This window comes from Enterobacter genomosp. S, assembly GCF_001631805.1.
Classification (GTDB): domain Bacteria; phylum Pseudomonadota; class Gammaproteobacteria; order Enterobacterales; family Enterobacteriaceae; genus Enterobacter; species Enterobacter quasihormaechei.
In genome coordinates, this window is the sequence record NZ_LVVA01000022.1 from 41,391 (window position 1) to 65,868 (window position 24,478).

At 56.2% G+C, this 24,478-nt stretch carries 21 protein-coding genes and 4 tRNA genes; 12 read left to right on the top strand and 13 right to left on the bottom strand.

Annotated elements, in window-relative coordinates; translation table 11 throughout:
• The first annotated feature begins 63 nt into the window (after window positions 1–63).
• From nrdH to leuA, 12 genes are all read left to right on the top strand, one after another.
• Complete coding sequence (nrdH, locus tag A3466_RS18550) at window positions 64–303, top strand: glutaredoxin-like protein NrdH (protein WP_063451831.1); 240 nt, start codon at window positions 64–66, stop codon at window positions 301–303.
• On the top strand, window positions 300–710 hold the full coding sequence (gene nrdI, locus A3466_RS18555; protein WP_063451832.1) for a class Ib ribonucleoside-diphosphate reductase assembly flavoprotein NrdI: 411 nt from the start codon (window positions 300–302) through the stop codon (window positions 708–710). The genes nrdH and nrdI overlap by 4 nt, the downstream gene beginning before the upstream one ends.
• Window positions 683–2,827 (top strand): class 1b ribonucleoside-diphosphate reductase subunit alpha, encoded by a 2,145-nt coding sequence (gene nrdE / locus A3466_RS18560; protein WP_063451833.1) that lies wholly within the window; start codon window positions 683–685, stop codon window positions 2,825–2,827. Before nrdI ends, nrdE begins: the two co-directional genes overlap by 28 nt.
• Window positions 2,828–2,836: 9 nt before the next feature.
• Window positions 2,837–3,796 carry a class 1b ribonucleoside-diphosphate reductase subunit beta gene (nrdF, locus tag A3466_RS18565; protein WP_063451834.1) on the top strand — a complete coding sequence of 320 codons (960 nt, stop codon included), beginning with the start codon at window positions 2,837–2,839 and terminating at the stop codon, window positions 3,794–3,796.
• Window positions 3,797–4,129: 333 nt separating this feature from the next.
• Entirely contained in the window at window positions 4,130–5,332 is a 1,203-nt protein-coding gene (proV, locus tag A3466_RS18570) for a glycine betaine/L-proline ABC transporter ATP-binding protein ProV (protein ID WP_008502574.1), read from the top strand.
• Window positions 5,325–6,389 (top strand): glycine betaine/L-proline ABC transporter permease ProW, encoded by a 1,065-nt coding sequence (gene proW, locus A3466_RS18575; protein ID WP_006811702.1) that lies wholly within the window; start codon window positions 5,325–5,327, stop codon window positions 6,387–6,389. The genes proV and proW overlap by 8 nt, the downstream gene beginning before the upstream one ends.
• Window positions 6,390–6,398: 9 nt before the next feature.
• Entirely contained in the window at window positions 6,399–7,394 is a 996-nt protein-coding gene (gene proX / locus A3466_RS18580; RefSeq protein ID WP_063451835.1) for a glycine betaine/L-proline ABC transporter substrate-binding protein ProX, read from the top strand.
• A gap of 159 nt (window positions 7,395–7,553) precedes the next feature.
• Window positions 7,554–8,738 carry an MFS transporter gene (locus A3466_RS18585; protein ID WP_063451836.1) on the top strand — a complete coding sequence of 395 codons (1,185 nt, stop codon included), beginning with the start codon at window positions 7,554–7,556 and terminating at the stop codon, window positions 8,736–8,738.
• 314 nt (window positions 8,739–9,052) lie between these two features.
• On the top strand, window positions 9,053–9,583 hold the full coding sequence (emrR, locus tag A3466_RS18590; protein WP_063452021.1) for a multidrug efflux transporter EmrAB transcriptional repressor EmrR: 531 nt from the start codon (window positions 9,053–9,055) through the stop codon (window positions 9,581–9,583).
• A gap of 128 nt (window positions 9,584–9,711) precedes the next feature.
• Window positions 9,712–10,884: a multidrug efflux MFS transporter periplasmic adaptor subunit EmrA gene (emrA, locus tag A3466_RS18595; protein WP_063451837.1), complete on the top strand. Its 1,173-nt coding sequence runs from the start codon at window positions 9,712–9,714 to the stop codon at window positions 10,882–10,884.
• A gap of 16 nt (window positions 10,885–10,900) precedes the next feature.
• The gene (gene emrB, locus A3466_RS18600) at window positions 10,901–12,448 is read left to right on the top strand and encodes a multidrug efflux MFS transporter permease subunit EmrB (protein WP_006811709.1); all 1,548 of its coding nucleotides are present in this window, start codon (window positions 10,901–10,903) and stop codon (window positions 12,446–12,448) included.
• Between the two features lie 164 nt (window positions 12,449–12,612).
• Window positions 12,613–14,268 (top strand): 2-isopropylmalate synthase, encoded by a 1,656-nt coding sequence (gene leuA / locus A3466_RS18605; protein WP_063451838.1) that lies wholly within the window; start codon window positions 12,613–12,615, stop codon window positions 14,266–14,268.
• Here the strand turns inward: leuA and A3466_RS18610 are convergent.
• The 13 genes from A3466_RS18610 to recA all read right to left on the bottom strand — a co-directional run bounded on the left by A3466_RS18610 (window position 14,255) and on the right by recA (window position 24,412).
• Window positions 14,255–15,019: an AraC family transcriptional regulator gene (locus A3466_RS18610; protein ID WP_063452022.1), complete on the bottom strand. Its 765-nt coding sequence runs from the start codon at window positions 15,017–15,019 to the stop codon at window positions 14,255–14,257. The two genes, leuA and A3466_RS18610, sit on opposite strands and share 14 nt — an antisense overlap.
• Before the next feature lie 53 nt (window positions 15,020–15,072).
• A complete protein-coding gene (gene luxS / locus A3466_RS18615; RefSeq protein WP_063451839.1) occupies window positions 15,073–15,588 on the bottom strand; it encodes an S-ribosylhomocysteine lyase in 516 nt (171 codons plus the stop codon).
• A gap of 151 nt (window positions 15,589–15,739) precedes the next feature.
• Entirely contained in the window at window positions 15,740–17,284 is a 1,545-nt protein-coding gene (gene gshA / locus A3466_RS18620; RefSeq protein WP_063451840.1) for a glutamate--cysteine ligase, read from the bottom strand.
• 83 nt (window positions 17,285–17,367) lie between these two features.
• Window positions 17,368–17,796: a YqaA family protein gene (locus tag A3466_RS18625; protein WP_017692791.1), complete on the bottom strand. Its 429-nt coding sequence runs from the start codon at window positions 17,794–17,796 to the stop codon at window positions 17,368–17,370.
• Window positions 17,793–18,359, bottom strand: a complete 567-nt coding sequence (yqaB, locus tag A3466_RS18630) for a fructose-1-phosphate/6-phosphogluconate phosphatase (RefSeq protein ID WP_063451841.1) — start codon at window positions 18,357–18,359, stop codon at window positions 17,793–17,795. Before yqaB ends, A3466_RS18625 begins: the two co-directional genes overlap by 4 nt.
• Window positions 18,360–18,608: 249 nt before the next feature.
• Window positions 18,609–18,685, bottom strand: a tRNA-Arg gene (locus A3466_RS18635).
• A gap of 160 nt (window positions 18,686–18,845) precedes the next feature.
• Window positions 18,846–18,922: transfer RNA gene (locus A3466_RS18640), tRNA-Arg, on the bottom strand.
• Between the two features lie 160 nt (window positions 18,923–19,082).
• Window positions 19,083–19,159: transfer RNA gene (locus tag A3466_RS18645), tRNA-Arg, on the bottom strand.
• Window positions 19,160–19,163: 4 nt separating this feature from the next.
• A tRNA-Ser gene (locus tag A3466_RS18650) sits at window positions 19,164–19,256 on the bottom strand.
• Window positions 19,257–19,598: 342 nt separating this feature from the next.
• Window positions 19,599–19,784: a carbon storage regulator CsrA gene (csrA, locus tag A3466_RS18655; RefSeq protein ID WP_000906486.1), complete on the bottom strand. Its 186-nt coding sequence runs from the start codon at window positions 19,782–19,784 to the stop codon at window positions 19,599–19,601.
• Window positions 19,785–20,025: 241 nt separating this feature from the next.
• Window positions 20,026–22,653 carry an alanine--tRNA ligase gene (alaS, locus tag A3466_RS18660; RefSeq protein ID WP_063451842.1) on the bottom strand — a complete coding sequence of 876 codons (2,628 nt, stop codon included), beginning with the start codon at window positions 22,651–22,653 and terminating at the stop codon, window positions 20,026–20,028.
• 131 nt (window positions 22,654–22,784) lie between these two features.
• On the bottom strand, window positions 22,785–23,285 hold the full coding sequence (recX, locus tag A3466_RS18665; RefSeq protein WP_063451843.1) for a recombination regulator RecX: 501 nt from the start codon (window positions 23,283–23,285) through the stop codon (window positions 22,785–22,787).
• Window positions 23,286–23,353: 68 nt separating this feature from the next.
• Entirely contained in the window at window positions 23,354–24,412 is a 1,059-nt protein-coding gene (gene recA, locus A3466_RS18670; RefSeq protein WP_022649140.1) for a recombinase RecA, read from the bottom strand.
• Between the last annotated feature and the right edge of the window lie 66 nt (window positions 24,413–24,478).

Here is a 24,478-nt window from a genome sequence, read left to right on the forward strand (position 1 = left end):
AGACACACACAACATGACGCGTTTACTCGCACCGTTCTCTCATTCTAAATGGAAATACGAATCATGAGCATTATTATTTACACTCGTAACGATTGTGTTCAGTGCCACGCCACGAAACGGGCGATGGAGAGCCGCGGCGTGGCATTTGAGATGGTCAATCTTGATCAGGTGCCCGACGCGGCTGACATCCTGCGGGCGCAGGGTTTTCGTCAGCTTCCGGTGGTGGTTGCCGGTGATACCAGCTGGTCTGGCTTTCGCCCGGACATGATCAACCGTCTTGCCGCTCAGGCCGTCAGTGCATGAGCAGACTGGTCTACTTTTCCAGCAGCTCGGAAAACACGCTTCGGTTTATGGAGCGCCTCGGGCTGCCTGCGATACGCATCCCGCTGAACGAGCGTGAGCGTATTCAGGTAGACGAACCTTACATACTGGTGGTGCCGAGCTATGGCGGCGGCGGTACCGCGGGGGCTGTTCCCCGTCAGGTGATCCGCTTTCTGAACGATCCCCATAACCGACAGCTGATTCGCGGCGTGATTGCGGCGGGCAATCGCAATTTCGGCGCGGCCTTTGCCCGCGCCGGGGACGTCATCTCTCAAAAATGCGGCGTGCCGTATCTCTATCGTTTTGAACTGATGGGGACACAGCAGGACGTAGAGAACGTGCGTAAAGGAGTGAACGAATTTTGGCAACGACAACCGCAGAACGCGTGATTCAGGCGACGCCGGATTACCACGCATTAAACGCAATGCTTAACCTCTACGACCACGAGGGACGCATTCAGCTCGATAAAGATCGTGAGGCGGTGGACGCCTTTTTTGCCGCCCACGTACGCCCGAACAGCGTTGCCTTTGGCAGCCAGCGGGAACGTCTCGACTATCTGGTAAAAGAGGGATATTACGAAGAGCGCGTCCTGACCCGCTACAATCGCGCCTTCGTGGAGGCATTGTTTGCACGTGCGCACGCCAGCGGTTTTCGCTTCCAGACGTTTCTTGGCGCATGGAAGTATTACACCAGCTACACCCTGAAAACCTTCGACGGCAAACGCTATTTAGAAAGCTTTGAAGATCGGGTGGTCATGGTGGCCCTGACGCTGGCGCAGGGCGATGAAGGCCTGGCCGAAAGGCTGACGGAGGAGATCCTCTCAGGCCGCTTCCAGCCTGCCACGCCAACCTTCCTTAACTGCGGCAAGGCCCAGCGCGGCGAGCTGGTCTCCTGCTTCCTGCTGCGTATTGAAGACAATATGGAGTCGATTGGCCGTGCGGTGAATTCGGCGCTACAGCTGTCGAAACGCGGCGGCGGCGTGGCGTTTCTGCTCTCAAACCTGCGGGAAGCGGGCGCGCCGATCAAACGCATCGAAAACCAGTCTTCCGGCGTCATCCCGGTGATGAAGATGCTGGAAGATGCCTTCTCCTACGCCAACCAGCTTGGCGCACGCCAGGGTGCGGGCGCGGTTTATCTGCACGCGCACCACCCGGACATCCTGCGTTTTCTGGATACCAAACGTGAAAACGCCGACGAAAAAATCCGCATCAAAACCCTGTCGCTCGGCGTGACGATCCCGGATATCACCTTTAAGCTGGCCAAAGAGAATGCCGACATGGCGCTCTTCTCGCCGTATGACGTTGAACGGATCTACGGCAAAGCGTTTGGCGACATGGCGATAAGCGAGCTTTATGACGAGCTGGTTGCAGACGATCGCATCCGCAAGAAGTACATCAACGCCCGCGATTTCTTCCAGACGCTGGCGGAAATTCAGTTTGAGTCCGGCTACCCGTACATCATGTACGAGGATACGGTTAACCGCGCCAGCCCGATTGCCGGGCGCATCAACATGAGCAACCTGTGCTCGGAGATTTTGCAGGTCAACAGCGCCTCCACCTACGACGAAAACCTCGACTACGCGGACATCGGCAAAGATATCTCCTGCAACCTCGGGTCGCTGAATATTGCCCACACCATGGATTCGCCAGATTTTGGCCGCACGGTGGAGACCGCCGTTCGCGGGCTGACGGCGGTATCGGACATGAGCCACATTCGCAGCGTGCCGTCCATTGAGGCGGGCAACGCCGCGTCGCACGCCATCGGCCTTGGACAGATGAACCTGCACGGCTACCTGGCCCGGGAAGGCATCGCCTACGGCAGCCCGGAAGGGCTGGATTTCACGAATCTCTATTTCTACGCCATCACCTGGCATGCGCTGCACACCTCAATGATGCTGGCGCGCGAGCGCAGCCAGCGGTTCGCAGGCTTTGAGCAGTCGCGCTACGCCAGCGGGGAATATTTCATCCAGTATCTGGAAGGCGACTGGCAGCCGAAAACCGAAAAAGTGCGCGCGCTGTTTGACCGCGCCGGCATTACCTTGCCGACGCGCGAGATGTGGCAGCAGCTGCGCGACGATGTGATGCGCTACGGCATCTATAACCAGAACCTTCAGGCGGTGCCGCCGACCGGCTCCATTTCCTATATCAATCACGCCACGTCGAGCATTCACCCGATCGTGTCGAAGATTGAGATCCGTAAGGAAGGCAAAACCGGGCGCGTCTACTACCCTGCCCCGTTTATGACTAACGACAATCTGGCGCTCTATCAGGACGCCTATGAGATCGGGCCGGAGAAAATTATTGATACCTACGCCGAGGCGACAAAACACGTGGATCAGGGGCTGTCGCTGACGCTCTTCTTCCCGGACTCCGCCACCACGCGGGATATCAATAAAGCGCAGATTTACGCCTGGAAGAAAGGCATCAAAACGCTGTACTACATTCGCCTGCGCCAGCTTGCGCTGGAAGGCACCGAAATTGAAGGCTGCGTGTCCTGCGCGCTGTAAGGAGAAAGGATGAAACTGTCACGCGTGAGTGCCGTTAACTGGAACAAGATTCAGGACGATAAAGACCTGGAAGTATGGAACCGCCTGACCAGCAACTTCTGGCTGCCGGAAAAGGTGCCGCTCTCCAACGATATTCCGGCCTGGCAATCACTCAGCCACGCCGAGCAGCAGCTGACAATCCGCGTCTTCACCGGCCTGACGCTGCTGGACACGATTCAGAACACCGTGGGTGCCCCCGCGCTGATGAGCGATGCGCTGACGCCGCACGAAGAGGCGGTAATGTCGAATATCAGCTTTATGGAGGCGGTCCATGCCCGCTCCTACAGCTCGATTTTCTCGACGCTCTGCCAGACCAAAGACGTGGACGCGGCCTACGCCTGGAGCGAAGAGAGCGCGTCATTGCAGCGCAAGGCCGATCTGGTGCTGGAGTATTATCGCGCCGACGAGCCGCTGAAGAAGAAGATCGCCAGCGTGTTCCTGGAATCTTTTCTCTTCTATTCCGGCTTCTGGCTGCCCATGTACTGGTCGAGCCGGGGCAAGCTCACCAATACCGCCGATTTGATTCGCCTCATCATCAGGGATGAAGCGGTACACGGGTATTACATCGGCTATAAGTACCAGAAAGGGCTGGAAAAAGTCAGCGAAGCGAAGCAGGAAGAGCTGAAGGGATTTGCGCTCGATTTGCTGATGGATCTGTACGACAACGAACTGAGCTATACCGAAGAACTCTACGCCGGAACGGGCTGGGAAGAGGACGTAAAAGCGTTCCTCTGCTACAACGCCAATAAGGCGCTGATGAACCTGGGCTACGAGGCGCTTTTCCCACCGGAGATGGCGGAGGTGAACCCGGCGATCCTCGCGGCGCTGTCGCCCAACGCGGATGAAAACCACGACTTCTTTTCCGGGTCCGGCTCATCATACGTGATGGGTAAAGCGGTGGAAACGGAAGATGAGGACTGGGATTTTTAATGAGTGAATTAACGTTCGTTAATTAAATATAAACTTCATTATTCCCGGCCGAATATTTCACTACGTACTACACTGTAATTTCCACGTCATATTCGCCTGAATCACACCGATTCAGGCGGAATTTCCCCATGCAGCGGCAAAAAATTAAGAAAAATTCAAACCGCCCTCAGCCCTTTATTCATGGGAAATTCAGCCGTTTCGCTTGTAGAAAAATTCCGACCTCATGCCCACTCAGGGTTGTCTCAGATTCTGAGTATGTTAGGGTAATGCCAGTTAACTATTTACCATGGTAATCATATCGACATAAACAAATAACAGGACACTCTCTATTGCATGGCAATTAAATTAGAAGTGAAAAATCTTTATAAAGTATTTGGCGAGCACCCGCAGCGTGCTTTCAAATATATTGAGAAAGGCCTTTCGAAAGAGCAAATTCTGGAAAAAACCGGGCTATCGCTTGGCGTTAAAGACGCCAGTCTGGCCATTGAAGAAGGCGAGATTTTTGTCATCATGGGATTATCCGGTTCGGGTAAATCCACTATGGTTCGCCTTCTCAATCGCCTGATTGAACCCACCCGTGGACAGGTGCTGATTGACGGCGTGGATATCGCCAGAATCTCAGACGCAGAACTCCGCGAGGTGCGCAGAAAGAAAATTGCGATGGTGTTTCAGTCATTTGCGCTGATGCCGCACATGACGGTGCTCGATAATACCGCCTTCGGCATGGAGTTAGCCGGCACGCCCGCTCAGGAACGTCAGGAAAAAGCCCTTGATGCGCTGCGTCAGGTTGGACTGGAAAATTACGCTCATGCCTACCCGGATGAACTGTCGGGCGGCATGCGTCAGCGCGTGGGATTAGCCCGCGCATTAGCCATTAATCCAGATATTTTATTAATGGACGAAGCTTTCTCGGCGCTCGATCCCTTAATTCGCACCGAGATGCAGGATGAGCTGGTAAAATTACAGGCCAAACATCAGCGCACCATCGTGTTTATTTCTCACGATCTGGATGAAGCCATGCGTATTGGCGATCGAATTGCCATTATGCAAAATGGCGAGGTGGTGCAGGTCGGTACGCCGGATGAAATTCTCAATAATCCGGCAAATGATTATGTGCGCACCTTCTTCCGCGGCGTGGATATTAGCCAGGTATTTAGCGCGAAAGATATTGCCCGCCGAACGCCAAACGGCATTATTCGAAAAACGCCAGGTTTCGGCCCGCGCTCCGCGCTGAAGCTGTTGCAGGATGAAGATCGTGAATACGGTTATCTGGTTGAACGCGGCAATAAATTTGTCGGCGTTGTCTCCATCGACTCTCTGAAAACCGCCCTGAGCGAAAACCAGGGAATCGATGCGGCGTTGATTGACGCTCCGCTTGCCGTGGACGCCGAAACGCCGCTGAGCGAGTTGCTCTCTCACGTGGGTCAGGCGCCTTGCGCCGTGCCGGTTGTCGGTGAAGAACAACAGTACGTTGGCATCATTTCAAAACGGATGCTGCTACAGGCTTTAGATCGCGAGGGGGCAAACAATGGCTGATCAATCAAACCCATGGGGTACCACTGAAGCTGCGGACAGCGCGGCGCAATCTGCCGATGCGTGGGGTTCCACGCCCGCACCTGCCGACGGCGGCGGCGCGGCGGACTGGCTCAACAGCGCACCCGCGCCTGCGCCAGAGCATTTCAATATTATGGATCCGTTCCACAAGACGCTGATCCCGCTGGACAGCTGGGTGACGGAGGGGATCGACTGGGTCGTTACCCACTTCCGCCCGGTGTTCCAGGGGATCCGCATCCCGGTGGATTACATCCTGAACGGCTTCCAGCAGCTGATGCTGGGCATGCCTGCGCCCGTGGCGATTATCCTGTTCTCGCTGATCGCGTGGCAGTTCGGTAGCGCGGGTATGGGCGTCGCCACGCTGATCTCCCTGATCGCCATTGGCGCGATTGGCGCGTGGTCTCAGGCGATGATTACCCTGGCGCTGGTGCTGACCGCCCTGCTCTTCTGCGTGGTGATAGGCCTGCCGATGGGGATCTGGCTGGCGCGCAGCCCGCGGGCGGCGAAGATTATTCGTCCCCTGCTAGATGCAATGCAGACCACCCCGGCGTTCGTCTATCTGGTGCCTATCGTGATGCTGTTCGGCATCGGTAACGTGCCGGGGGTAGTGGTGACCATTATCTTCGCCCTGCCGCCGATTATCCGTCTGACCATTCTGGGGATTAACCAGGTGCCGGCGGATCTGATTGAGGCCTCGCGCTCGTTCGGCGCCAGCCCGCGTCAGATGCTGTTTAAGGTTCAGCTTCCGCTGGCGATGCCGACCATTATGGCGGGTGTTAACCAGACGCTGATGCTGGCACTGTCCATGGTGGTGATCGCCTCGATGATCGCCGTTGGCGGTCTCGGCCAGATGGTGCTGCGCGGCATTGGCCGTCTCGACATGGGGCTGGCGACCGTCGGTGGCGTCGGGATTGTGATCCTCGCCATTATCCTTGACCGCCTGACCCAGGCTGTCGGTCGTGATTCACGCAGTCGCGGCAACCGTCGCTGGTACACCACCGGCCCTGTCGGGTTACTCACCCGCCCCTTTACAAAATAAGGAACAACGATGCGACATAACGTACTTTTTGCCACAGCGTTTGCGACCCTTGTCTCCACCAGCGCGTTTGCCGCTGACCTGCCGGGCAAAGGCATTACCGTGCAGCCGGTGCAAAGCACCATTTCGGAAGAGTCCTTCCAGACGCAGCTCGTCAGCCGCGCGCTGGAGAAGCTGGGCTATACCGTGAATACCGCCAGCGAAGTGGATTACAACGTGGGCTACACCTCGATTGCCTCCGGTGATGCCACCTTTACCGCCGTGAACTGGCAGCCGCTGCACGACGACATGTATGCCGCCGCAGGTGGCGATAAGAAATTCTATCGCGAAGGCACCTTCGTGACCGGCGCGGCGCAGGGTTATCTGATCGACAAGAAAACCGCCGACCAGTACCACATCACCAATATTGAACAGCTGAAAGATCCGAAGATCGCCAGACTGTTCGACACCAACGGCGACGGCAAGGCCGACATGATGGGCTGCTCGCCGGGCTGGGGCTGCGAAGCGGTGATTAACCACCAGAACAAAGCGTTCGATCTGGCGAAAACCGTCGACGTGAGCCACGGCAACTACTCCGCGATGATGGCCGACACCATTGCCCGCTTTAAAGAAGGCAAGCCGGTGATCTACTACACCTGGACGCCGTACTGGGTGAGCGACGTGCTGAAGCCGGGCAAAGACGTGGTGTGGTTGCAGGTGCCCTTCTCCTCCCTGCCGGGCGAGCAGAAAAATATCGACACCAAACTGCCGAACGGCATGAACTATGGCTTCCCGGTGAACACCATGCATATCGTGGCAAACAAAGCCTGGGCAGAGAAAAACCCGGCTGCGGCGAAATTGTTCTCGGTGATGAAGCTGCCGCTGGCGGACATCAATGCCCAGAACGCGATGATGCACGCGGGTAAATCGTCCGAAGCCGATATTAAAGGCCACGTGGATGGCTGGATCAAAGCCCACCAGCAGCAGTTTGACGGCTGGGTGAAAGAGGCGCTTGCGGCGCAGAAGTAAAAAACACAACCTTACCCCGGCCCTCTTCCCTTTGGGGAGAGGGTTAGGGTGAGTGGCATTAACCGCACAAACACACACATAACAATCCCCCAACATTCTCAATCATTGGTTATTATGTTTTCGGAAAAATAATCACTTAACTCACGATTCCTGAAACTAATGACAAAAACATCTCAGGGGCTTAGCCCCGCGCTCATCCTTTTAATGTCCGTGGCAACGGGTCTGGCAGTCGCCAGCAACTATTACGCGCAGCCTCTGCTTGATACTATCGCGCGCGCCTTCGATCTTTCCGCCAGCTCCGCCGGCTTTATCGTCACCGCTGCACAGCTCGGCTATGCGGCAGGGCTGCTATTCCTGGTGCCATTGGGCGATATGTTTGAGCGCCGGATGCTTATCGTCTCTATGACGCTTCTGGCGGCAGGCGGGATGTTGATCACTGCCAGCAGCCAGTCGTTAACGATGATGATTATTGGCACCGCGCTGACCGGCCTGTTCTCAGTGGTGGCGCAAATTCTGGTTCCCCTCGCCGCTACGCTGGCGTCCCCGGAAACACGCGGCAAAGTGGTCGGCACTATCATGAGCGGCCTGCTGCTGGGCATCCTGCTGGCGCGAACCGTTGCCGGGCTGCTGGCGAGCCTCGGCGGCTGGCGCACCGTCTACTGGGTAGCGAGCGTGCTGATGGTTATCATGGCGCTGGCGCTGTGGCGCGGCCTGCCGAAAGTGAAGCAGGAGAATCACCTGAACTATCTCCAACTCCTCGCCTCCGTTTTCAGCCTCTTTACGCAGGATAAACTCCTGCGCACGCGCGCCATTCTGGGGTGTCTTACCTTCGCCAACTTCAGCATCTTATGGACGTCGATGGCATTTTTGCTCGCCGCACCGCCGTTTAACTACTCAGAAGGGGTGATTGGCCTGTTCGGGCTGGCTGGCGCGGCTGGCGCGCTGGGCGCACGCCCAGCCGGTGGGCTGGCCGACAAAGGCAAATCTCATATGACCACCTCCGCCGGGCTGGTGTTGCTCCTGCTCTCCTGGGCGGCCATCTGGTACGGACACGTCTCAGTGCTGGCGCTGATCGTCGGTATTCTGGTGCTCGACCTCACCGTGCAGGGCGTACACATCACCAATCAGACCGTTATTTACCGCGTGAAGCCGGACGCACGTAACCGCCTGACGGCCGGATATATGACCAGCTACTTTATCGGCGGCGCGGCGGGCTCGTTGATCTCAGCCTCCGCCTGGCAGCATGCGGGCTGGACGGGCGTATGCGCCATCGGCGCCATCGTCGCGGCAATAAATCTGCTGGTGTGGTGGCGCGGCTACCACCGCCAGGAAGCAATTCACTAAGTTTTACATTGCTTTGGGCCCCCTGGGGTGTAAAGGGGGCCTGCATCTGTTAATGTAACGGTAATCATTTATCCCAGAAATTTTACTGTGGGTGACATATTTACTACCGGCATGAATAGTTCAGACCCCTGTCCTCACATCCCCTCTTTCGCGGGTATACACCCCACGCTTTCTGTGCTCACCGGGTCACGGATTTACCCGGCGCTTTCTGATGGTGACATTCGCTTGGCGGATATAACCGCACAAATAATTCATTTACATTATTTGTCACTATCGTTACTATATCGGCTGTAATTAATGAGGTTATGCCCAAAATGGATAGTTCGTTTACGCCCATTGAACAAATGCTTAAGTTCCGCGCCAGTCGTCATGAGGACTTCCCGTATCAGGAGATCCTGCTGACCCGCCTGTGCATGCACATGCAGGGTAAGCTGCTGGAAAATCGTAATAAGATGCTGAAAGCGCAAGGCATTAATGAGACGTTGTTTATGGCGTTGATTACGCTTGAGTCTCAGGAAAACCACAGCATTCAGCCGTCTGAACTGAGCTGCGCGCTGGGTTCATCCCGTACTAATGCCACCCGTATTGCTGATGAGCTGGAGAAGCGCGGCTGGATTGAACGCCGTGAAAGCGATAACGATCGCCGCTGCCTGCATCTGCAACTGACCGAAAAAGGTCACGAATTCCTGCGCGAAGTGCTGCCCCCGCAGCATAACTGCCTGCACCAGCTTTGGTCCGCCCTCAGCACCGCCGAGCGCGACCAGCTTGAGCACATTACTCGCAAGCTGCTCACCCGTCTGGACCAGATGGATGAAGAGGGCGTCATTCTTGAGGCGCTGCGCTAACGCGACGATCCGCTCAACCATCCAGATTTCAAAAGAAAAACTGACAGGCCAGCACGTGAAACTGCTGGCCTTTCTGACAACAGGTCGGCTCAGCCGATGTGAAAATAAAAAGATCGTGGAGAACAACAATGAGCGCAAATGCGGAGAACACTCCCCCGCAGCAACCGGTTAACAAGAAGGGCAAACGTAAGAGCGCCCTTATTCTGCTGACCTTGCTCTTTATTATTATTGCCGTGGCATATGGGATTTATTGGTTTTTAGTATTGCGTCATGTTGAAGAGACAGACGATGCATACGTGGCAGGGAATCAGGTTCAAATCATGGCACAGGTGTCGGGCAGCGTGACGAAAGTCTGGGCTGACAACACCGATTTTGTGAAAAAAGGGGATGTGCTGGTCACGCTCGACCCGACCGACGCCCAACAGGCGTTTGAAAAAGCACAGACGGCGCTGGCCTCCAGCGTTCGCCAGACCCGCCAGCTGATGATCAACAGCAAACAGCTTCAGGCCAATATCGACGTGCAGAAAACGGCCTTGGCCCAGGCGCAGAGCGACCTTAAGCGTCGTGTTCCTCTCGGCACCGCCAACCTGATTGGCCGTGAAGAGTTGCAGCACGCCCGCGATGCGGTAGCCAGCGCACAGGCGCAGCTGGACGTGGCTATTCAGCAGTACAACGCTAACCAGGCGATGGTGCTGGGCACCTCTCTGGAAAACCAGCCGGCGGTGAAACAGGCGGCGACCGAAGTACGCAACGCATGGCTTGCCCTGCAACGTACCAAAATCGTCAGCCCGATGACCGGCTACGTTTCCCGTCGTTCCGTACAGCCCGGCGCGCAGATTGGCACCACCACGCCGCTGATGGCAGTCGTTCCGGCGAACAATCTGTGGGTGGATGCGAACTTCAAAGAGACCCAGCTGGCGCATATGCGTATCGGCCAGACCGCAACCGTCGTCAGCGATATCTACGGCGATGATGTGAAGTACACCGGTAAAGTGGTCGGTCTGGACATGGGGACCGGCAGCGCGTTCAGCCTGCTGCCTGCGCAGAACGCCACCGGCAACTGGATCAAAGTGGTACAGCGTCTGCCCGTGCGTATTGAACTGGATGCCAAACAGCTGGCGGACCATCCGCTGCGAATTGGCCTTTCCACGCTGGTGACGGTTGATACCGCCAACCGCGATGGTCAGATCCTCGCAAATCAGGTGCGAAGCACGCCAGCTTATGAAAGTAACGCCCGTGAAATTAGCCTCGATCCGGTTAATAAGCTGATCGATGACATCGTGAAGGCAAACGCCGGTTAATCCGAAGGTGAGCGTTATGCAACAGCAAAAGCCGCAAAAACCGCTGGAGGGGGCGCAGCTGGTCATTATGACCATTGCGCTGTCGCTGGCGACATTCATGCAGGTGCTGGACTCCACCATCGCAAACGTGGCGATCCCAACCATCGCCGGGAACCTTGGCTCATCGCTGAGCCAGGGGACCTGGGTCATTACCTCGTTCGGGGTGGCGAACGCTATCTCCATCCCCATCACCGGTTGGCTGGCGAAGCGCGTCGGTGAAGTGAAGCTGTTCCTCTGGTCGACGATCCTGTTCGTGCTGGCCTCCTGGGCCTGCGGGATGTCCAGCAGCCTGACGATGCTGATATTCTTCCGCGTCATTCAGGGGATTGTCGCCGGGCCGTTGATCCCGCTGTCGCAGAGTTTGCTGCTGAACAACTATCCGCCCGCCAAACGCTCCATCGCGCTCGCGCTGTGGTCGATGACGGTGATTGTCGCCCCGATTTGCGGGCCTATCCTCGGCGGTTACATAAGCGATAACTATCACTGGGGCTGGATCTTCTTCATCAACGTGCCCATTGGTGCGCTGGTGGTGCTGATGACGCTACAATCTCTGCGCGGTCGCGAAACGCGAACCGAACAGCGGCGGATCGATGGTATCGGTCTGGCGCTGCTGGTGGTCGGCATCGGCAGCCTGCAAATCATGCTCGACCGGGGTAAAGAGCTGGACTGGTTCGCCTCTACGGAAATCATCGTGCTGACGGTGGTCGCCGTGGTCGCCATTAGCTTCCTGATTGTCTGGGAGCTGACGGACGATAACCCGATAGTCGATCTCTCGCTGTTTAAATCGCGAAACTTCACCATCGGGTGCCTCTGTATCAGCCTCGCCTATATGCTCTACTTCGGCGCGATCGTTCTGCTGCCGCAGCTGTTGCAGGAGGTGTACGGCTATACCGCAACCTGGGCGGGGTTGGCCTCCGCGCCGGTGGGGTTAATTCCGGTTCTGCTGTCGCCGATTATTGGCCGTTTCGCCCATAAGCTCGACATGCGCAGGCTGGTGACGTTCAGCTTCATCATGTACGCCGTGTGCTTCTACTGGCGCGCGTATACGTTCGAACCGGGAATGGACTTTGGCGCCTCCGCGTGGCCGCAGTTTATTCAGGGCTTTGCCGTGGCGTGCTTCTTTATGCCGCTGACCACCATTACGCTTTCCGGCTTGCCTCCTGAGCGGATGGCGGCGGCATCAAGCCTGTCGAACTTTACCCGTACGCTGGCGGGCTCCATCGGGACGTCGATTACCACCACGCTGTGGACCAACCGGGAATCGATGCACCACGCCCAGCTGACCGAAGCGGTGAACCCGTTCAACCCTAACGCTCAGCAGATGTATAGCCAGCTTGAGGGGATGGGTATGACGGAGCAGCAGGCGTCCGGCTGGCTTGCCCAGCAGATCACCAACCAGGGGCTGATTATCTCGGCAAACGAGATTTTCTGGATATCGGCGGGGATCTTCATCGTCCTGCTGGGGCTGGTGTGGTTTGCCAAACCACCGTTTGGTGCCGGTAGCGGCGGCGGCGGTGCGCATTAACCCTGTGCACGGGTTGTCGGGTGGCGGCTACGCCTTACCCGGCCTACGATAACCGGGCCTCTTGTCCGGCCCGGTTGTCCAGCACGCGACAGCGATTGTCAGTTCCGATAAAGCAGCGCGCCTGAAATCGATTCACGATAGTGAAAAGACAACAGGAGCGCATCATGCTGAACACCCCCGCCGACAAATACCAGCCTTACCCAACCGTTTCGTTGCCCGATCGCCGCTGGCCGGGGCAACGCATCTCCCATGCTCCGCGCTGGCTCTCGACCGATTTGCGTGACGGTAACCAGGCGCTGGCCGAGCCGATGGACAGCGCGCGCAAGCTGCAATTCTGGGATTTGCTGCTGGGCTGCGGATTTAAAGAGATTGAGATCGCCTTCCCGTCCGCCTCGCAGACCGACTTCAACTTTGTCCGCCAGCTTATCGAAGAGAACCGCATTCCGGATGACGTCACGATTCAGGTGTTAACACAGGCGCGAGAAGATCTCATCCATCGTACTTTTGAATCCCTGCGCGGCGCGAAGCGGGCCACCGTCCATCTGTATAACGCCACCGCCCCGCTGTTCCGCCGTCTGGTGTTCGGCATGGAGAAAGCGCAAATCGTCGAGCTGGCGACGCGCGCCACGCGGCTTATCCGTTCACTGTGTGAAGAAAATCCCGACACCCGCTGGCAGTACGAATACTCCCCGGAAACCTTCTGCTTTACCGAGCCGGCGTTTGCGCTGGAGATTTGTGAAGCCGTTGCGGAGATCTGGCAGCCTTGCGCGGCACGTCCGATGATCGTCAACCTGCCCGCGACCGTCGAAGTGAGCACGCCGAACGTCTATGCCGATCAGATTGAGTATTTCTGCCGCCACTTCAGCCGCCGCAGTGACGTCTGTATCAGCGTGCATCCGCATAACGATCGCGGAACGGGCGTCGCCAGCGCGGAGCTGGCGGTGATGGCCGGGGCCGACCGCGTGGAAGGCTGCCTGTTTGGTAACGGTGAGCGCACGGGCAACGTCTGCCTGGTAACGCTGGCAATGAATCTCTACAGCCAGGGCATTAGCCCCAATCTGGACTTTAGCGATATGAACCGGGTGGTCGAAACGGTAGAGACCTGCAACCAGCTGCCCGTCCATCCGCGCCATCCGTGGGCGGGTCGGCTGGCCTATACCGCCTTCTCCGGCTCGCACCAGGACGCCATCAAGAAAGGTTTCGATGCCCGCCAGCCTGGCGAGCGCTGGGAGATGCCTTATCTGCCCGTCGACCCGCAGGATATTGGCTGTACCTATGAAGCGGTGATCCGCGTGAACAGCCAGTCAGGAAAAAGCGGGAGCGCATGGCTGATTGAACAAAATCACGGCCTTAAGCTGCCTCGCGCCCTGCAACAGGATTTTAGCCAGCACGTGCAGCAGGAAACGGATAACCATGGAAAAGAGATGACGCAAAATGCGCTCTGGCAGCTGTTCCGCGCCCGCTACGGCCTGGTGACGACCCCGCAGCTGTCGCTGCAATCGTACCGCAGCGACAGCCAGCAGGACGGCCAGCTGCGGCTGACGGCAAGCGTCGCCACGCAGGAGGGCACGCGACAGCTGGAAGGTCAGGGAAACGGTCTGCTCTCCGCCGCCGCTCAGGGTCTGAGCCGCTGGATCAACGCCCCATTTGTGATTAAGGATTACCACGAACATACGTTAGGCGAACGCAGCGACAGCCGTTCGGTGGCCTATATCCGCTGCCTGTTCCAGGACGGCACCAGCCGCTGGGGCGTGGGCATTGAGAGCGACGTGGCGCGCGCGTCGCTTCAGGCGCTCTTCAACGCGATTAGTCGTTCTTAAAGTAATCGCTGGGTGAGAGGCCCATCACCCGGCGAAACATCGCCGTAAAGGCGCTGTGGCTGCCGTAACCCAGATCCAGCGCCACGCGCAGTACCGGCTGACCCTGCGCCAGCCGCACTAAGGCTTCCAGCAGTCGCGCCCTTCTCACCCACTCGCCGTAACTCAGGCCCGTCTGCTGCTGAAAATGACGGTTCAGGGTACGCTCGCTCATGCTCATCCTGTTCGCCGCCTGCATACCGCTCCAGCTCTCCCCCGGAGCCTGTTTAATCTGCTGGCAGAGGTGGCGCAGCGGTTCGCTTTCCGGCTCGGGCAGGTGAAACGGCAGCACCGGCATGAGGCGAATCTCATCGAGGATGAGCTCATAGACACGTTCATCGCGGCTTCCGGGCGCGTAAGGTTCAGGAAGCGTAAGGGAGGTCAGGATCAGCTCACGCAGCAGGGGCGAGATCTGAACGATCTGACAGGTCGCCGGGAGACCGGCGCGCGCCAGCGGGTCGATAAACAGAGTGCGGGCGGCAACGTTGCCGGTGATGCGCAGGGCGTGCTGCGTACCCGCAGGTAGCCAGACGCCGCGACCGGGCGGCACCACCCAGCAGCCGGATGCGGTGTCGACCCGCACAACGCCGGTGAGGCTATGCAGCAGCTGCGCGCAGTCATGCTGATGCCACGGCTCGCTATCGCCATGAGCATAATCATGCGAAAACGGCACAAGCGGGCGATGGGTAAAGGAGAAGGTGGTGGTTGTCGTCATCAGGATTGTAGGCCCGGTCAGCGAAGCGCCACCGGGCATCCACGGGCACAATACTAAATGTGCAGTTCCTGAAGTTTTTCTTTTGGCAGGGCCAGCTCGTCGTTGCTGTTTACACGAACATCACGTTCGATGATATGACGGGCAATGTCCTGGGCTTCTTCCAGCGAGTGCATCTGGTAAGTGCCGCACTGATAAACGTTCAGCTCAGGGATCTGGTTCTGCTCTTTCACCTTCAGCACGTCTTCCATCGCCGCTTTCCACGCATCCGCGACGCGTTTCTCTTCCGGCTGACCAATCAGGCTCATGTAAAAACCGGTGCGGCAGCCCATCGGAGAGATATCGATGATCTCCACGCCGTTACCGTTCAGGTGGTCGCGCATGAAGCCGGCGAACAGGTGTTCCAGCGTGTGAATGCCTTTCTCCGGCATCACTTCTTTATTCGGCACGCAGAAGCGCAGGTCGAAAACGGTGATCGTGTCGCCGTGCGGCGTGTTCATGGTCTTCGCCACGCGGACTGCTGGTGCTTCCATACGGGTATGGTCGACAGTAAAGCTATCTAATAACGGCATACGTCACCTCCGATAGTGATTTTTTTAAAATAAACTGAACTCTTCTACAGAATGCGCGTCTGAGTATATGAAAGACGCGCATTTGTTATCATCATCCCTGAATTCAGAGATGTATATTTTGGCCACAGCGATGTGGCCTTTTTCTTTTGGTTCAAGCCTGCTTCGCCAGAAACGCCTCAAACGACTCCGTATCCGCCGCTTCGATCTCTTTCTGACGCACAACGGATGCATCGCGCTCTGCCACAAAATCCGCTTCGCTCAGAACCTCTAACGGCTCCTGTATCAGCATCTCACGGTACTCCGCTGCCAGTGAACGTCCTGTGCCGCCAATTCCCTGCTCAATCATAGAACGCAGAATGCGTGCCGAGAACGTCAGTTCCGGGTTATCAAAGCTTTCAACCAGTTCGTCGCAGACCTTCTGGTATGCTTCGCCGCCGTACACGCTATCCAGCGTCTGGGCAACGCGCTTCAGGTCCCTGAACAGATCTTTCCCCACCTTAGACAGCGGGAACTGCGCCGTTTCACAGCCAATCCCTAACGTCAGGCCCGGCTTACGCCCTTCCAGAATCACGCGATTCCAGTTGGTACGGGTACACAGCAGCTCGTCGGAACTCATTTCCGGCGCATCCGCCAGGACGCACCAGACCATAAACAGATCGAGGAAGCGAACCTGCTGCTCGTCAACGCCAATCGGCGAGAACGGGTTGATATCCAGCGAGCGCACTTCAATGTATTCAATCCCGCCGCGCTGTAGCGCATCCGACGGCGTTTCACCGCTGCGCGTTACGCGCTTCGGACGAATCGGCGCATACAGTTCGTTCTCAATCTGCAATACGTTACTGTTGATTTGCAGGCGCTTGCCGTCTTTTTCGAGGCCGATTTTTTCGTACTCTTCCGACGGAGTTTTGATTGCCCGCTTCAAGCCTGCCACATAGTCGTGCAGATCGTTAAACGTAATTCCGAGATTGCTTTGCGATTTATTGGTATAGCCAAGGTCGCTCAGGCGAAGAGAGGTCGCGTACGGCAGGTAATACATGCCACATTCGGTCTTCTCGAATGGCAGCGTGGTCGGTTTCCCTTGCAGGAACGATGAACAGATGGCCGGCGACGCGCCAAACAGATACGGAATAACCCAGCCAAAACGGTAATAGTTGCGGATCAGGCGGAAGTAGCCCGCAGAGATCGCGTCTTTATCCGTTTCACCGCATTTCGCCTGCCAGAACGCCATCGGCAGAGAGAAATTGTAGTGCACGCCAGAGATCGTCTGCATCAGTGCGCCGTAGCGGTTTTTCAGGCCTTCACGGTACAGCGTTTTCATCCGCCCCACGTTAGAGGTGCCGTACTGCGCCAGCTCGATATCCTGCCCCTGCTCGATATAGCACGGCATGCTGAGCGGCCACATACGCTCGTCGCCGAGGTTGCGGGCGGTAAAGCGATGCACATCGCGCATGATCGTCAGCATATGATCAATATCACCGTCTACCGGCGTGATGAACTCCAGCAGCGCTTCGGCGAAATCGGTTGTGATCCATTTATGTGTCAGCGCCGAGCCTAACGCCTTCGGGTGTCCCGTTGTCGCTAAGCTACCATCCGCATTTACGCGCAGCGTTTCGCGCTCAAGCCCACGCTGAATCCCCTTCAGTGCCTGAGGGTGGTTTTCCAGCCAGGCCAGCGCCTGTGATACGTCCGGGATCAATTTGACCTCCCGCCTGTCAAAAAATTGTCACTCAGCATAATTGTAATGGTTGACGATTGAAGGTCGCGAATTCATTCCACCAATTAGTGCCACCACGTCATACCCTGTAGTGTTACCCATGCCAATAAAACATAGCGTAACGCCTTGCCAAGGCACAAAAAAAAGAGCACCGGTCCCCAGGAGATGCGCATCCATCCCGCCAGCAGACACAGTAAATCGCCTATTACAGGCATCCAGCTTAATAACAGCGTGGCAGCGCCATAGCGTTTTAGCCAGCCCACTGCCTTTTCCTGCCAGCGAGATTTTTCGCGTAGCGGAAAGAAACGTCCAAGAATAACGTTAGTCAGCCCTCCAAGGCTATTACCCATTGTTGCTATTAAGACCAGCAACCAGGGCTGACTCACGCCGGACAATAGCATCGCCACCAGTACCACTTCCGAATTCCCCGGCAAGAGGGTGGAGCTTAAAAAACTGCTGGCGAATAATGAGGCAAGTGACAGCGCGTCACTCACAGTAAGCGAACGTCCACCGCCGCCATTCCGGCATCACGCGCGGCCTGGAGACCAAAGTCGGCATCTTCAAACACAACGCATTTTGCAGCAGGGACACCCATTAATTCTGCGCAGAGCAGGAAGGTGTCCGGTGCGGGTTTGTGATTTTTAACGTGATCGGCGGCCACGACGGCAGAAAAATAGTGGCGCAGGCCAAGATGGTTGAGTAGCGCTTCAGCAATCGCGCTCTCGCTGCCCGTGCCGACAGACATAGGACGACGCCCGTGCCACGCTTTGACGACGTCAATGAGCGGTAATGGCTGCACGGTGTCCAGCAGTATGGCTTTTACCGCGTCGGTTTTTTCACGCGCGAGCAGGTGCGGGTCGAGATCGGCCTGATTCAGCTCAATCACGGCCTGTGCGATACGCCAGGTGGGCGATCCGTTGAGGGCAATCATCGCCTGTAGATCGAAACGCATACCGTAACGGGCAAGAACGTCGGTCCAGGCCTGGCGATGCGTGGGTTCGGTATCCAGGAGGGTGCCGTCCATGTCGAAGATCAAACCGTCATACTGTGCGTACATCGTGCTCTCGCTAACCGATTAACAAAGCATTACTTTATCGTAAAAGGGGATTTTTGTCGCTGACTGAGAGTGTGATTGCTGACGGAACGTCGAAGGAATAAACAAAGAAGGAGAATATGGTGCATCCGGGAGGATTACTCGGCTGCGCCTCGCCCTGCGGGCCGTTGCTAAAGCAACGTTATCCTCCCTGGTGCTTGCGATTAACTCGCAGACCTTGAAAAAACAGCATTGCTGTTATCTCGGAGAATATGGTGCATCCGGGAGGATTCGAACCTCCGACCGCTCGGTTCGTAGCCGAGTACTCTATCCAGCTGAGCTACGGATGCATCGGGAAATGCTTTTAGAAACAGTAAATGGTGCATCCGGGAGGATTACTCGGCTGCGCCTCGCCCTTCGGGCCGTTGCTAAAGCAACGTTATCCTCCCTGGTGCTTGCGATTAACTCGCAGACCTTGAAACAACAGCATCGCTGTTATCTCGGAGAATATGGTGCATCCGGGAGGATTCGAACCTCCGACCGCTCGGTTCGTAGCCGAGTACTCTATCCAGCTGAGCTACGGATGCATCGGGAACTGCTTTCAGAAATAGTAAATGGTGCATCCGGGAGGATTACTCGGCTGCGCCTCGCCCTTCGGGCCGTTGCTAAAGCAACGTTATCCTCCCTGGTGCTTGCGATTAACTCGCAGACCTTGAAACAACAGCATCGCTGTTATCTCGGAGAATATGGTGCATCCGGGAGGATTCGAACCTCCGACCGCTCGGTTCGTAGCCGAGTACTCTATCCAGCTGAGCTACGGATGCAAAATGGCGGTGAGGCGGGGATTCGAACCCCGGATGCAGCTTTTGACCGCATACTCCCTTAGCAGGGGAGCGCCTTCAGCCTCTCGGCCACCTCACCACACAACGCCTCTTTCGAGTGCTTCGAGTAACTCGTTAAGAGCTTCTCGTCGCTGCGTGGCGCATATATTACTTTCTGGGACTTATAAGTCAAACAATTTTCCACATGCTTTTTTCGTTTGCACAATTCGCACGCAATTCGCATGTAAAAGCCGCAAAGAGAGTGTTTTATAAGCGGATTTTGCAGGCATCTTCACAGAAATCTGTTGAGAGAAGCGGGTCATTTCGACGAGATAAGATTATGAGAGTGGTCAAAAACGAAGCGTTTGAAATAGAACGGTAACTTTATGCAGGAAAAATAGCAGGAGGGTTGCGTCTCGCCCGACAGCGAGACGCGACAATATCAGTAACTGGACTGCTGGGATTTTTCAGCCTGGATACGCTGGTAGATCTCTTCACGGTGGACAGATACTTCTTTAGGAGCGTTAACACCAATACGTACCTGGTTACCCTTTACCCCTAAAACTGTCACGGTGACCTCATCCCCAATCATGAGGGTCTCACCAACTCGACGAGTCAGAATCAGCATTCTTTGCTCCTTGAAAGATTAAAAGAGTCGGGTCTCTTGTATCCCGGCATTATCCATCATATAACGCCAAAAAGTAAGCGATGACAAACACGTAAAGTGTAAGCAGTCACGGCATCACATTCTGTTAAACGTAAGTTTAGCCGATATACACAAACTCAACCTGACTTTATCGTTATCGATAGCGCAGTGAGCAAGACGCCATAACGTTACCGTTATGGCGTCTGCTTGTGCTTTTTAGTTATTACAGTTTCGCGCTTACCCAGCTTTCAACGCTGGCCAATGCCGCGGGAAGTGCCGCCGCATCCGTACCACCGGCTTGCGCCATGTCCGGACGACCGCCACCTTTGCCACCCACCTGCTGGGCGACCATGCCAATCAATTCCCCTGCTTTAACACGGTCCGTCACATCCTTAGAGACGCCCGCAATCAGAGAAACCTTACCCTCTGCGACCGTTGCCAGCACGATAACCGTTGAACCAAGCTGGTTCTTCAGATCGTCGACCATCGTACGCAGCATCTTAGGCTCAACGCCCGCCAGATCGCTGACCAGCAGTTTGACGCCCTTAATGTCTACCGCTTTGCTGGAGAGGTTTGCGCTCTCCTGCGCCGCAGCCTGTTCTTTCAGCTGCTGGAGCTCTTTTTCCAGCTGACGGGTACGATCCAGCGCGACACGCACTTTCTCGCCCAGGTTCTGGCTATCGCCTTTCAGCAGCTGCGCGATCTCATGCAGCTGGTCGCTCTGCGCGTGCAGGCTGGCGATGGCGCCTTCCCCGGTCACCGCTTCGATACGACGAACGCCCGCCGCGGTGCCTGATTCAGAAACGATACGGAACAGACCGATATCGCCGGTGCGCGATGCGTGAGTACCGCCGCACAGTTCGGTAGAGAAGTCGCCCATGCTCAGCACGCGAACGCGGTCGTCATATTTCTCGCCAAACAGCGCCATCGCGCCTTTCTTCTTCGCGTCCTCGAGATCCATAACATGGGTTTCGATTGGCAGGTTACGACGGATCTGGGCATTCACCAGATCTTCCACCGCACGGATTTCAGACGGCTTCATCGCTTCAAAATGCGAGAAGTCGAAACGCAGCATTTTGTCGTTAACCAGTGAACCTTTCTGTGCAACGTGAGTACCCAGCACGTCGCGCAGGGCAGCGTGCATCAGGTGGGTTGCCGAGTGGTTCAGACGAATGTGCGCGCGACGAGCTTCATCAACGTTGGCCTGAACGCCCTCGCCCACTTTCAGAGAGCCGGAAACCAGTTTGCCCTGGTGACCAATTGCCTGACCGTATTTCTGAGTGTCGCTTACGCTGAAGCTAAAGCCATTGCCCTTCAGTTCGCCTTTATCGCCAACCTGGCCGCCGGATTCCGCATAGAATGGCGTTTTATCCAGGATGACAACCGCTTCCTGGCCCGCGCTAATGCTGTCTACGGCTTTCCCATCAACAAACAGCGCAGTCACGTTGCTGGTCAGGGCCAGCTCTTCGTAGCCTTTAAATTCAGACGCGCTATCAACGCGGATCATCGCATTGTAGTCTGCGCCAAAACCGCTGGATTCACGCGCACGGCGACGCTGCTCTTCCATTGCGGCTTCGAAGCCGGCTTCGTCAACTTTGATGTTGCGCTCGCGGCAAACGTCAGCCGTCAGGTCAACCGGGAAGCCGTAGGTGTCGTACAGGCGGAAAGCCGTTTCGCCATCCAGCGTGTCGCCCTGGAGTTTCGCCAGCTCGTCGTCCAGCAGCGCAAGTCCGCGCTCCAGCGTACGGGCAAACTGCTCTTCTTCGGTTTTCAGAACCTGCTCGACCTGCGCCTGCTGGCGTTTCAGCTCTTCGCCGGCAGAGCCCATCACGCCAATCAGTGGCCCAACGAGCTTATAGAAGAAGGTGTCCTTCGCGCCCAGCATGTTGCCATGACGGATCGCACGACGAATGATACGACGCAGCACATAGCCACGGTTTTCATTCGACGGGATAACGCCGTCGGCAATCAGGAACGCACAGGAACGAATATGGTCTGCGATAACGCGCAGAGACTTGTTGTTCAGATCGGTTGCGCCCGTCACGTCGGCAACGGCTTTGATCAGGGTGCTGAACAGGTCAATCTCATAGTTAGAGTTGACGTGTTGCAGAACGGCCGCGATACGCTCCAGACCCATACCGGTATCGACGGACGGTTTTGGCAGCGGCTCCATGGTGCCGTCGGCCTGACGGTTAAACTGCATGAAGACGATGTTCCAGATCTCAATGTAGCGATCGCCATCTTCTTCCGCGCTGCCCGGAGGGCCGCCCCAGATATGGTCGCCGTGATCGTAGAAGATCTCGGTACACGGACCGCAAGGGCCGGTGTCGCCCATCTGCCAGAAGTTGTCGGACGCGTAAGGCGCGCCTTTGTTGTCACCAATACGAATGATACGTTCGCGAGGGATACCCACTTCTTTTTCCCAGATGTCGAACGCTTCGTCATCGGTCTCGTACACAGTCACCCACAGACGTTCTTTCGGCAGATTGAACCAGTTTTCACCGGTCAGCAGTTCCCACGCGTATTGAATGGCGTCGTGTTTGAAGTAGTCACCGAAGCTGAAGTTACCCAGCATTTCGAAGAAGGTATGGTGGCGCGCGGTGTAACCGACGTTTTCCAGATCGTTGTGTTTACCGCCCGCACGCACGCAACGCTGTGAGGTTGTGGCGCGGGAATAATTACGCTTGTCGAGACCAAGGAATACATCCTTGAACTGGTTCATCCCGGCGTTGGTAAACAGCAGAGTCGGGTCATTGTTCGGTACCAGGGAGCTGCTGGCAACAACCTGGTGTCCCTTACTATGGAAAAAATCGAGAAACGCCTGACGGATCTCAGCGGTGCTCTTGCTCATAATTATCCTGAAATCAAGCTAACGAAATGTCGCAGCAGATCTGTATCTGTAAACAGTTGGACGGACCAGCTACTGGAAAAAGTGGGAATAAGATAAGTTTTCTTTAGTGGGAAGTAAAATCCCGCATGCGTTCAATCGGTAAAATTACGCCAGATATCCTGAATATCTTCCATCAGGAAGCCGCGGTAGAGCAAAAAGCGCTGGATTTTAACTTTTTCTGAAAATTCACGCGGCAGCGGCTCTCCGTACTTACGTACCGCCTGTTCACGCGCCAGTTCGCACCAGTCGATTTCGCTTTCACGCATGGCTTTTTCAATCGATTCACGGGCTACGCCTTTCTGGTTCAGCTCCTGGCGGATACGCGCGGGGCCGTAACCTTTGCGGCCGCGGCTGGCGAGAAAGCGAGCGGCAAAACGGCCGTCATCCAGATAGTGATGCTCATAGCACCAGGCAACCACGCGGTCATAATCCTCCACTGTGGCATCAATGTCTTCTGGCCCATTTTTGCTCATGATGGGCGCTGACAGTTTCCGCCGTAGCTCCTGTTCGCTATGGTCACGCACGGCAAGAATTCGCACGGCCCGATCCAGCAAGCGCGCGTAGGCTGGTCGGCGTGATGTCGGTTCACTCATAAAAAACCTGTCGATTCAGAAATGCAAAAAGGGCCGCATCAGCAGCCCTTCATTTTTATCCGAGAGGATTAAAAGTCTTCGTTGGTTTCTTCAGCATCCGCGCCATCGACCACGAAATCAGGTTTGGAGTCCTGGTTGCTCAGCAGGAGTTCACGCACCTTCTTCTCAATCTCTTTCGCCGCCGCCGGGTTCTCCTTCAGCCAGGAGATCGCATTCGCTTTACCCTGACCAATCTTGTCACCGTTGTAGCTGTACCATGCACCCGCTTTTTCAATCAGCTTCTCTTTCACGCCCAGGTCAACCAGCTCGCCGAGGAAGTTGATACCTTCGCCGTAGAGGATCTGGAACTCAGCCTGTTTGAACGGTGCTGCGATTTTGTTCTTCACAACCTTCACGCGGGTTTCGCTACCGACTACGTTATCACCCTCTTTCACCGCGCCGATACGGCGGATATCCAGACGGACAGAAGCGTAGAATTTCAGTGCGTTACCACCGGTGGTGGTTTCCGGGTTACCGAACATCACACCAATTTTCATACGGATCTGGTTGATGAAGATCAGTAGCGTATTGGACTGCTTCAGGTTACCCGCCAGCTTACGCATCGCCTGGCTCATCATACGTGCCGCGAGGCCCATGTGAGAGTCACCGATTTCACCTTCAATTTCCGCTTTTGGCGTCAGCGCCGCAACGGAGTCGACGATGATCACGTCAACCGCACCTGAGCGCGCCAGCGCATCACAAATTTCCAGCGCCTGCTCGCCGGTATCCGGCTGGGAGCACAGCAGGTTGTCGATATCAACGCCCAGCTTACGGGCATAGACTGGGTCCAGCGCGTGCTCGGCATCGATAAACGCACAGGTTTTACCTTCGCGCTGTGCCGCCGCAACAACCTGCAACGTCAGGGTGGTTTTACCCGAGGATTCCGGACCGTAGATTTCTACGATACGGCCCATTGGCAAACCGCCAGCGCCCAGTGCGATATCAAGAGAAAGCGAACCGGTGGAGATAGTTTCCACGTCCATGGAACGGTCTTCACCCAGGCGCATGATGGAGCCTTTACCGAATTGCTTTTCGATCTGGCCCAGTGCTGCCGCCAACGCTTTCTGTTTGTTTTCGTCGATAGCCATTATTACTCCTGTCATGCCGGGAGAAGCAACTGCGCTTCACCATGGACTTCTGTTCTGTTGAGGCAA

Excerpts from the sequence above, each read along its gene's own strand:
- nrdH (WP_063451831.1), top strand. The coding sequence starts at position 64 with ATGAGCATTATTATTTACACTCGTAACGATTGTGTTCAGTGCCACGCC.
- nrdI (WP_063451832.1), top strand. The coding sequence starts at position 300 with ATGAGCAGACTGGTCTACTTTTCCAGCAGCTCGGAAAACACGCTTCGG.
- nrdF (WP_063451834.1), top strand. The coding sequence starts at position 2,837 with ATGAAACTGTCACGCGTGAGTGCCGTTAACTGGAACAAGATTCAGGAC.
- proV (WP_008502574.1), top strand. The coding sequence starts at position 4,130 with ATGGCAATTAAATTAGAAGTGAAAAATCTTTATAAAGTATTTGGCGAG.
- proW (WP_006811702.1), top strand. The coding sequence starts at position 5,325 with ATGGCTGATCAATCAAACCCATGGGGTACCACTGAAGCTGCGGACAGC.
- proX (WP_063451835.1), top strand. The coding sequence starts at position 6,399 with ATGCGACATAACGTACTTTTTGCCACAGCGTTTGCGACCCTTGTCTCC.
- A3466_RS18585 (WP_063451836.1), top strand. The coding sequence starts at position 7,554 with ATGACAAAAACATCTCAGGGGCTTAGCCCCGCGCTCATCCTTTTAATG.
- emrR (WP_063452021.1), top strand. The coding sequence starts at position 9,053 with ATGGATAGTTCGTTTACGCCCATTGAACAAATGCTTAAGTTCCGCGCC.
- emrA (WP_063451837.1), top strand. The coding sequence starts at position 9,712 with ATGAGCGCAAATGCGGAGAACACTCCCCCGCAGCAACCGGTTAACAAG.
- emrB (WP_006811709.1), top strand. The coding sequence starts at position 10,901 with ATGCAACAGCAAAAGCCGCAAAAACCGCTGGAGGGGGCGCAGCTGGTC.
- leuA (WP_063451838.1), top strand. The coding sequence starts at position 12,613 with ATGCTGAACACCCCCGCCGACAAATACCAGCCTTACCCAACCGTTTCG.
- A3466_RS18610 (WP_063452022.1), bottom strand. The coding sequence starts at position 15,019 with ATGACGACAACCACCACCTTCTCCTTTACCCATCGCCCGCTTGTGCCG.
- luxS (WP_063451839.1), bottom strand. The coding sequence starts at position 15,588 with ATGCCGTTATTAGATAGCTTTACTGTCGACCATACCCGTATGGAAGCA.
- yqaB (WP_063451841.1), bottom strand. The coding sequence starts at position 18,359 with ATGTACGCACAGTATGACGGTTTGATCTTCGACATGGACGGCACCCTC.
- csrA (WP_000906486.1), bottom strand. The coding sequence starts at position 19,784 with ATGCTGATTCTGACTCGTCGAGTTGGTGAGACCCTCATGATTGGGGAT.
- alaS (WP_063451842.1), bottom strand. The coding sequence starts at position 22,653 with ATGAGCAAGAGCACCGCTGAGATCCGTCAGGCGTTTCTCGATTTTTTC.
- recX (WP_063451843.1), bottom strand. The coding sequence starts at position 23,285 with ATGAGTGAACCGACATCACGCCGACCAGCCTACGCGCGCTTGCTGGAT.
- recA (WP_022649140.1), bottom strand. The coding sequence starts at position 24,412 with ATGGCTATCGACGAAAACAAACAGAAAGCGTTGGCGGCAGCACTGGGC.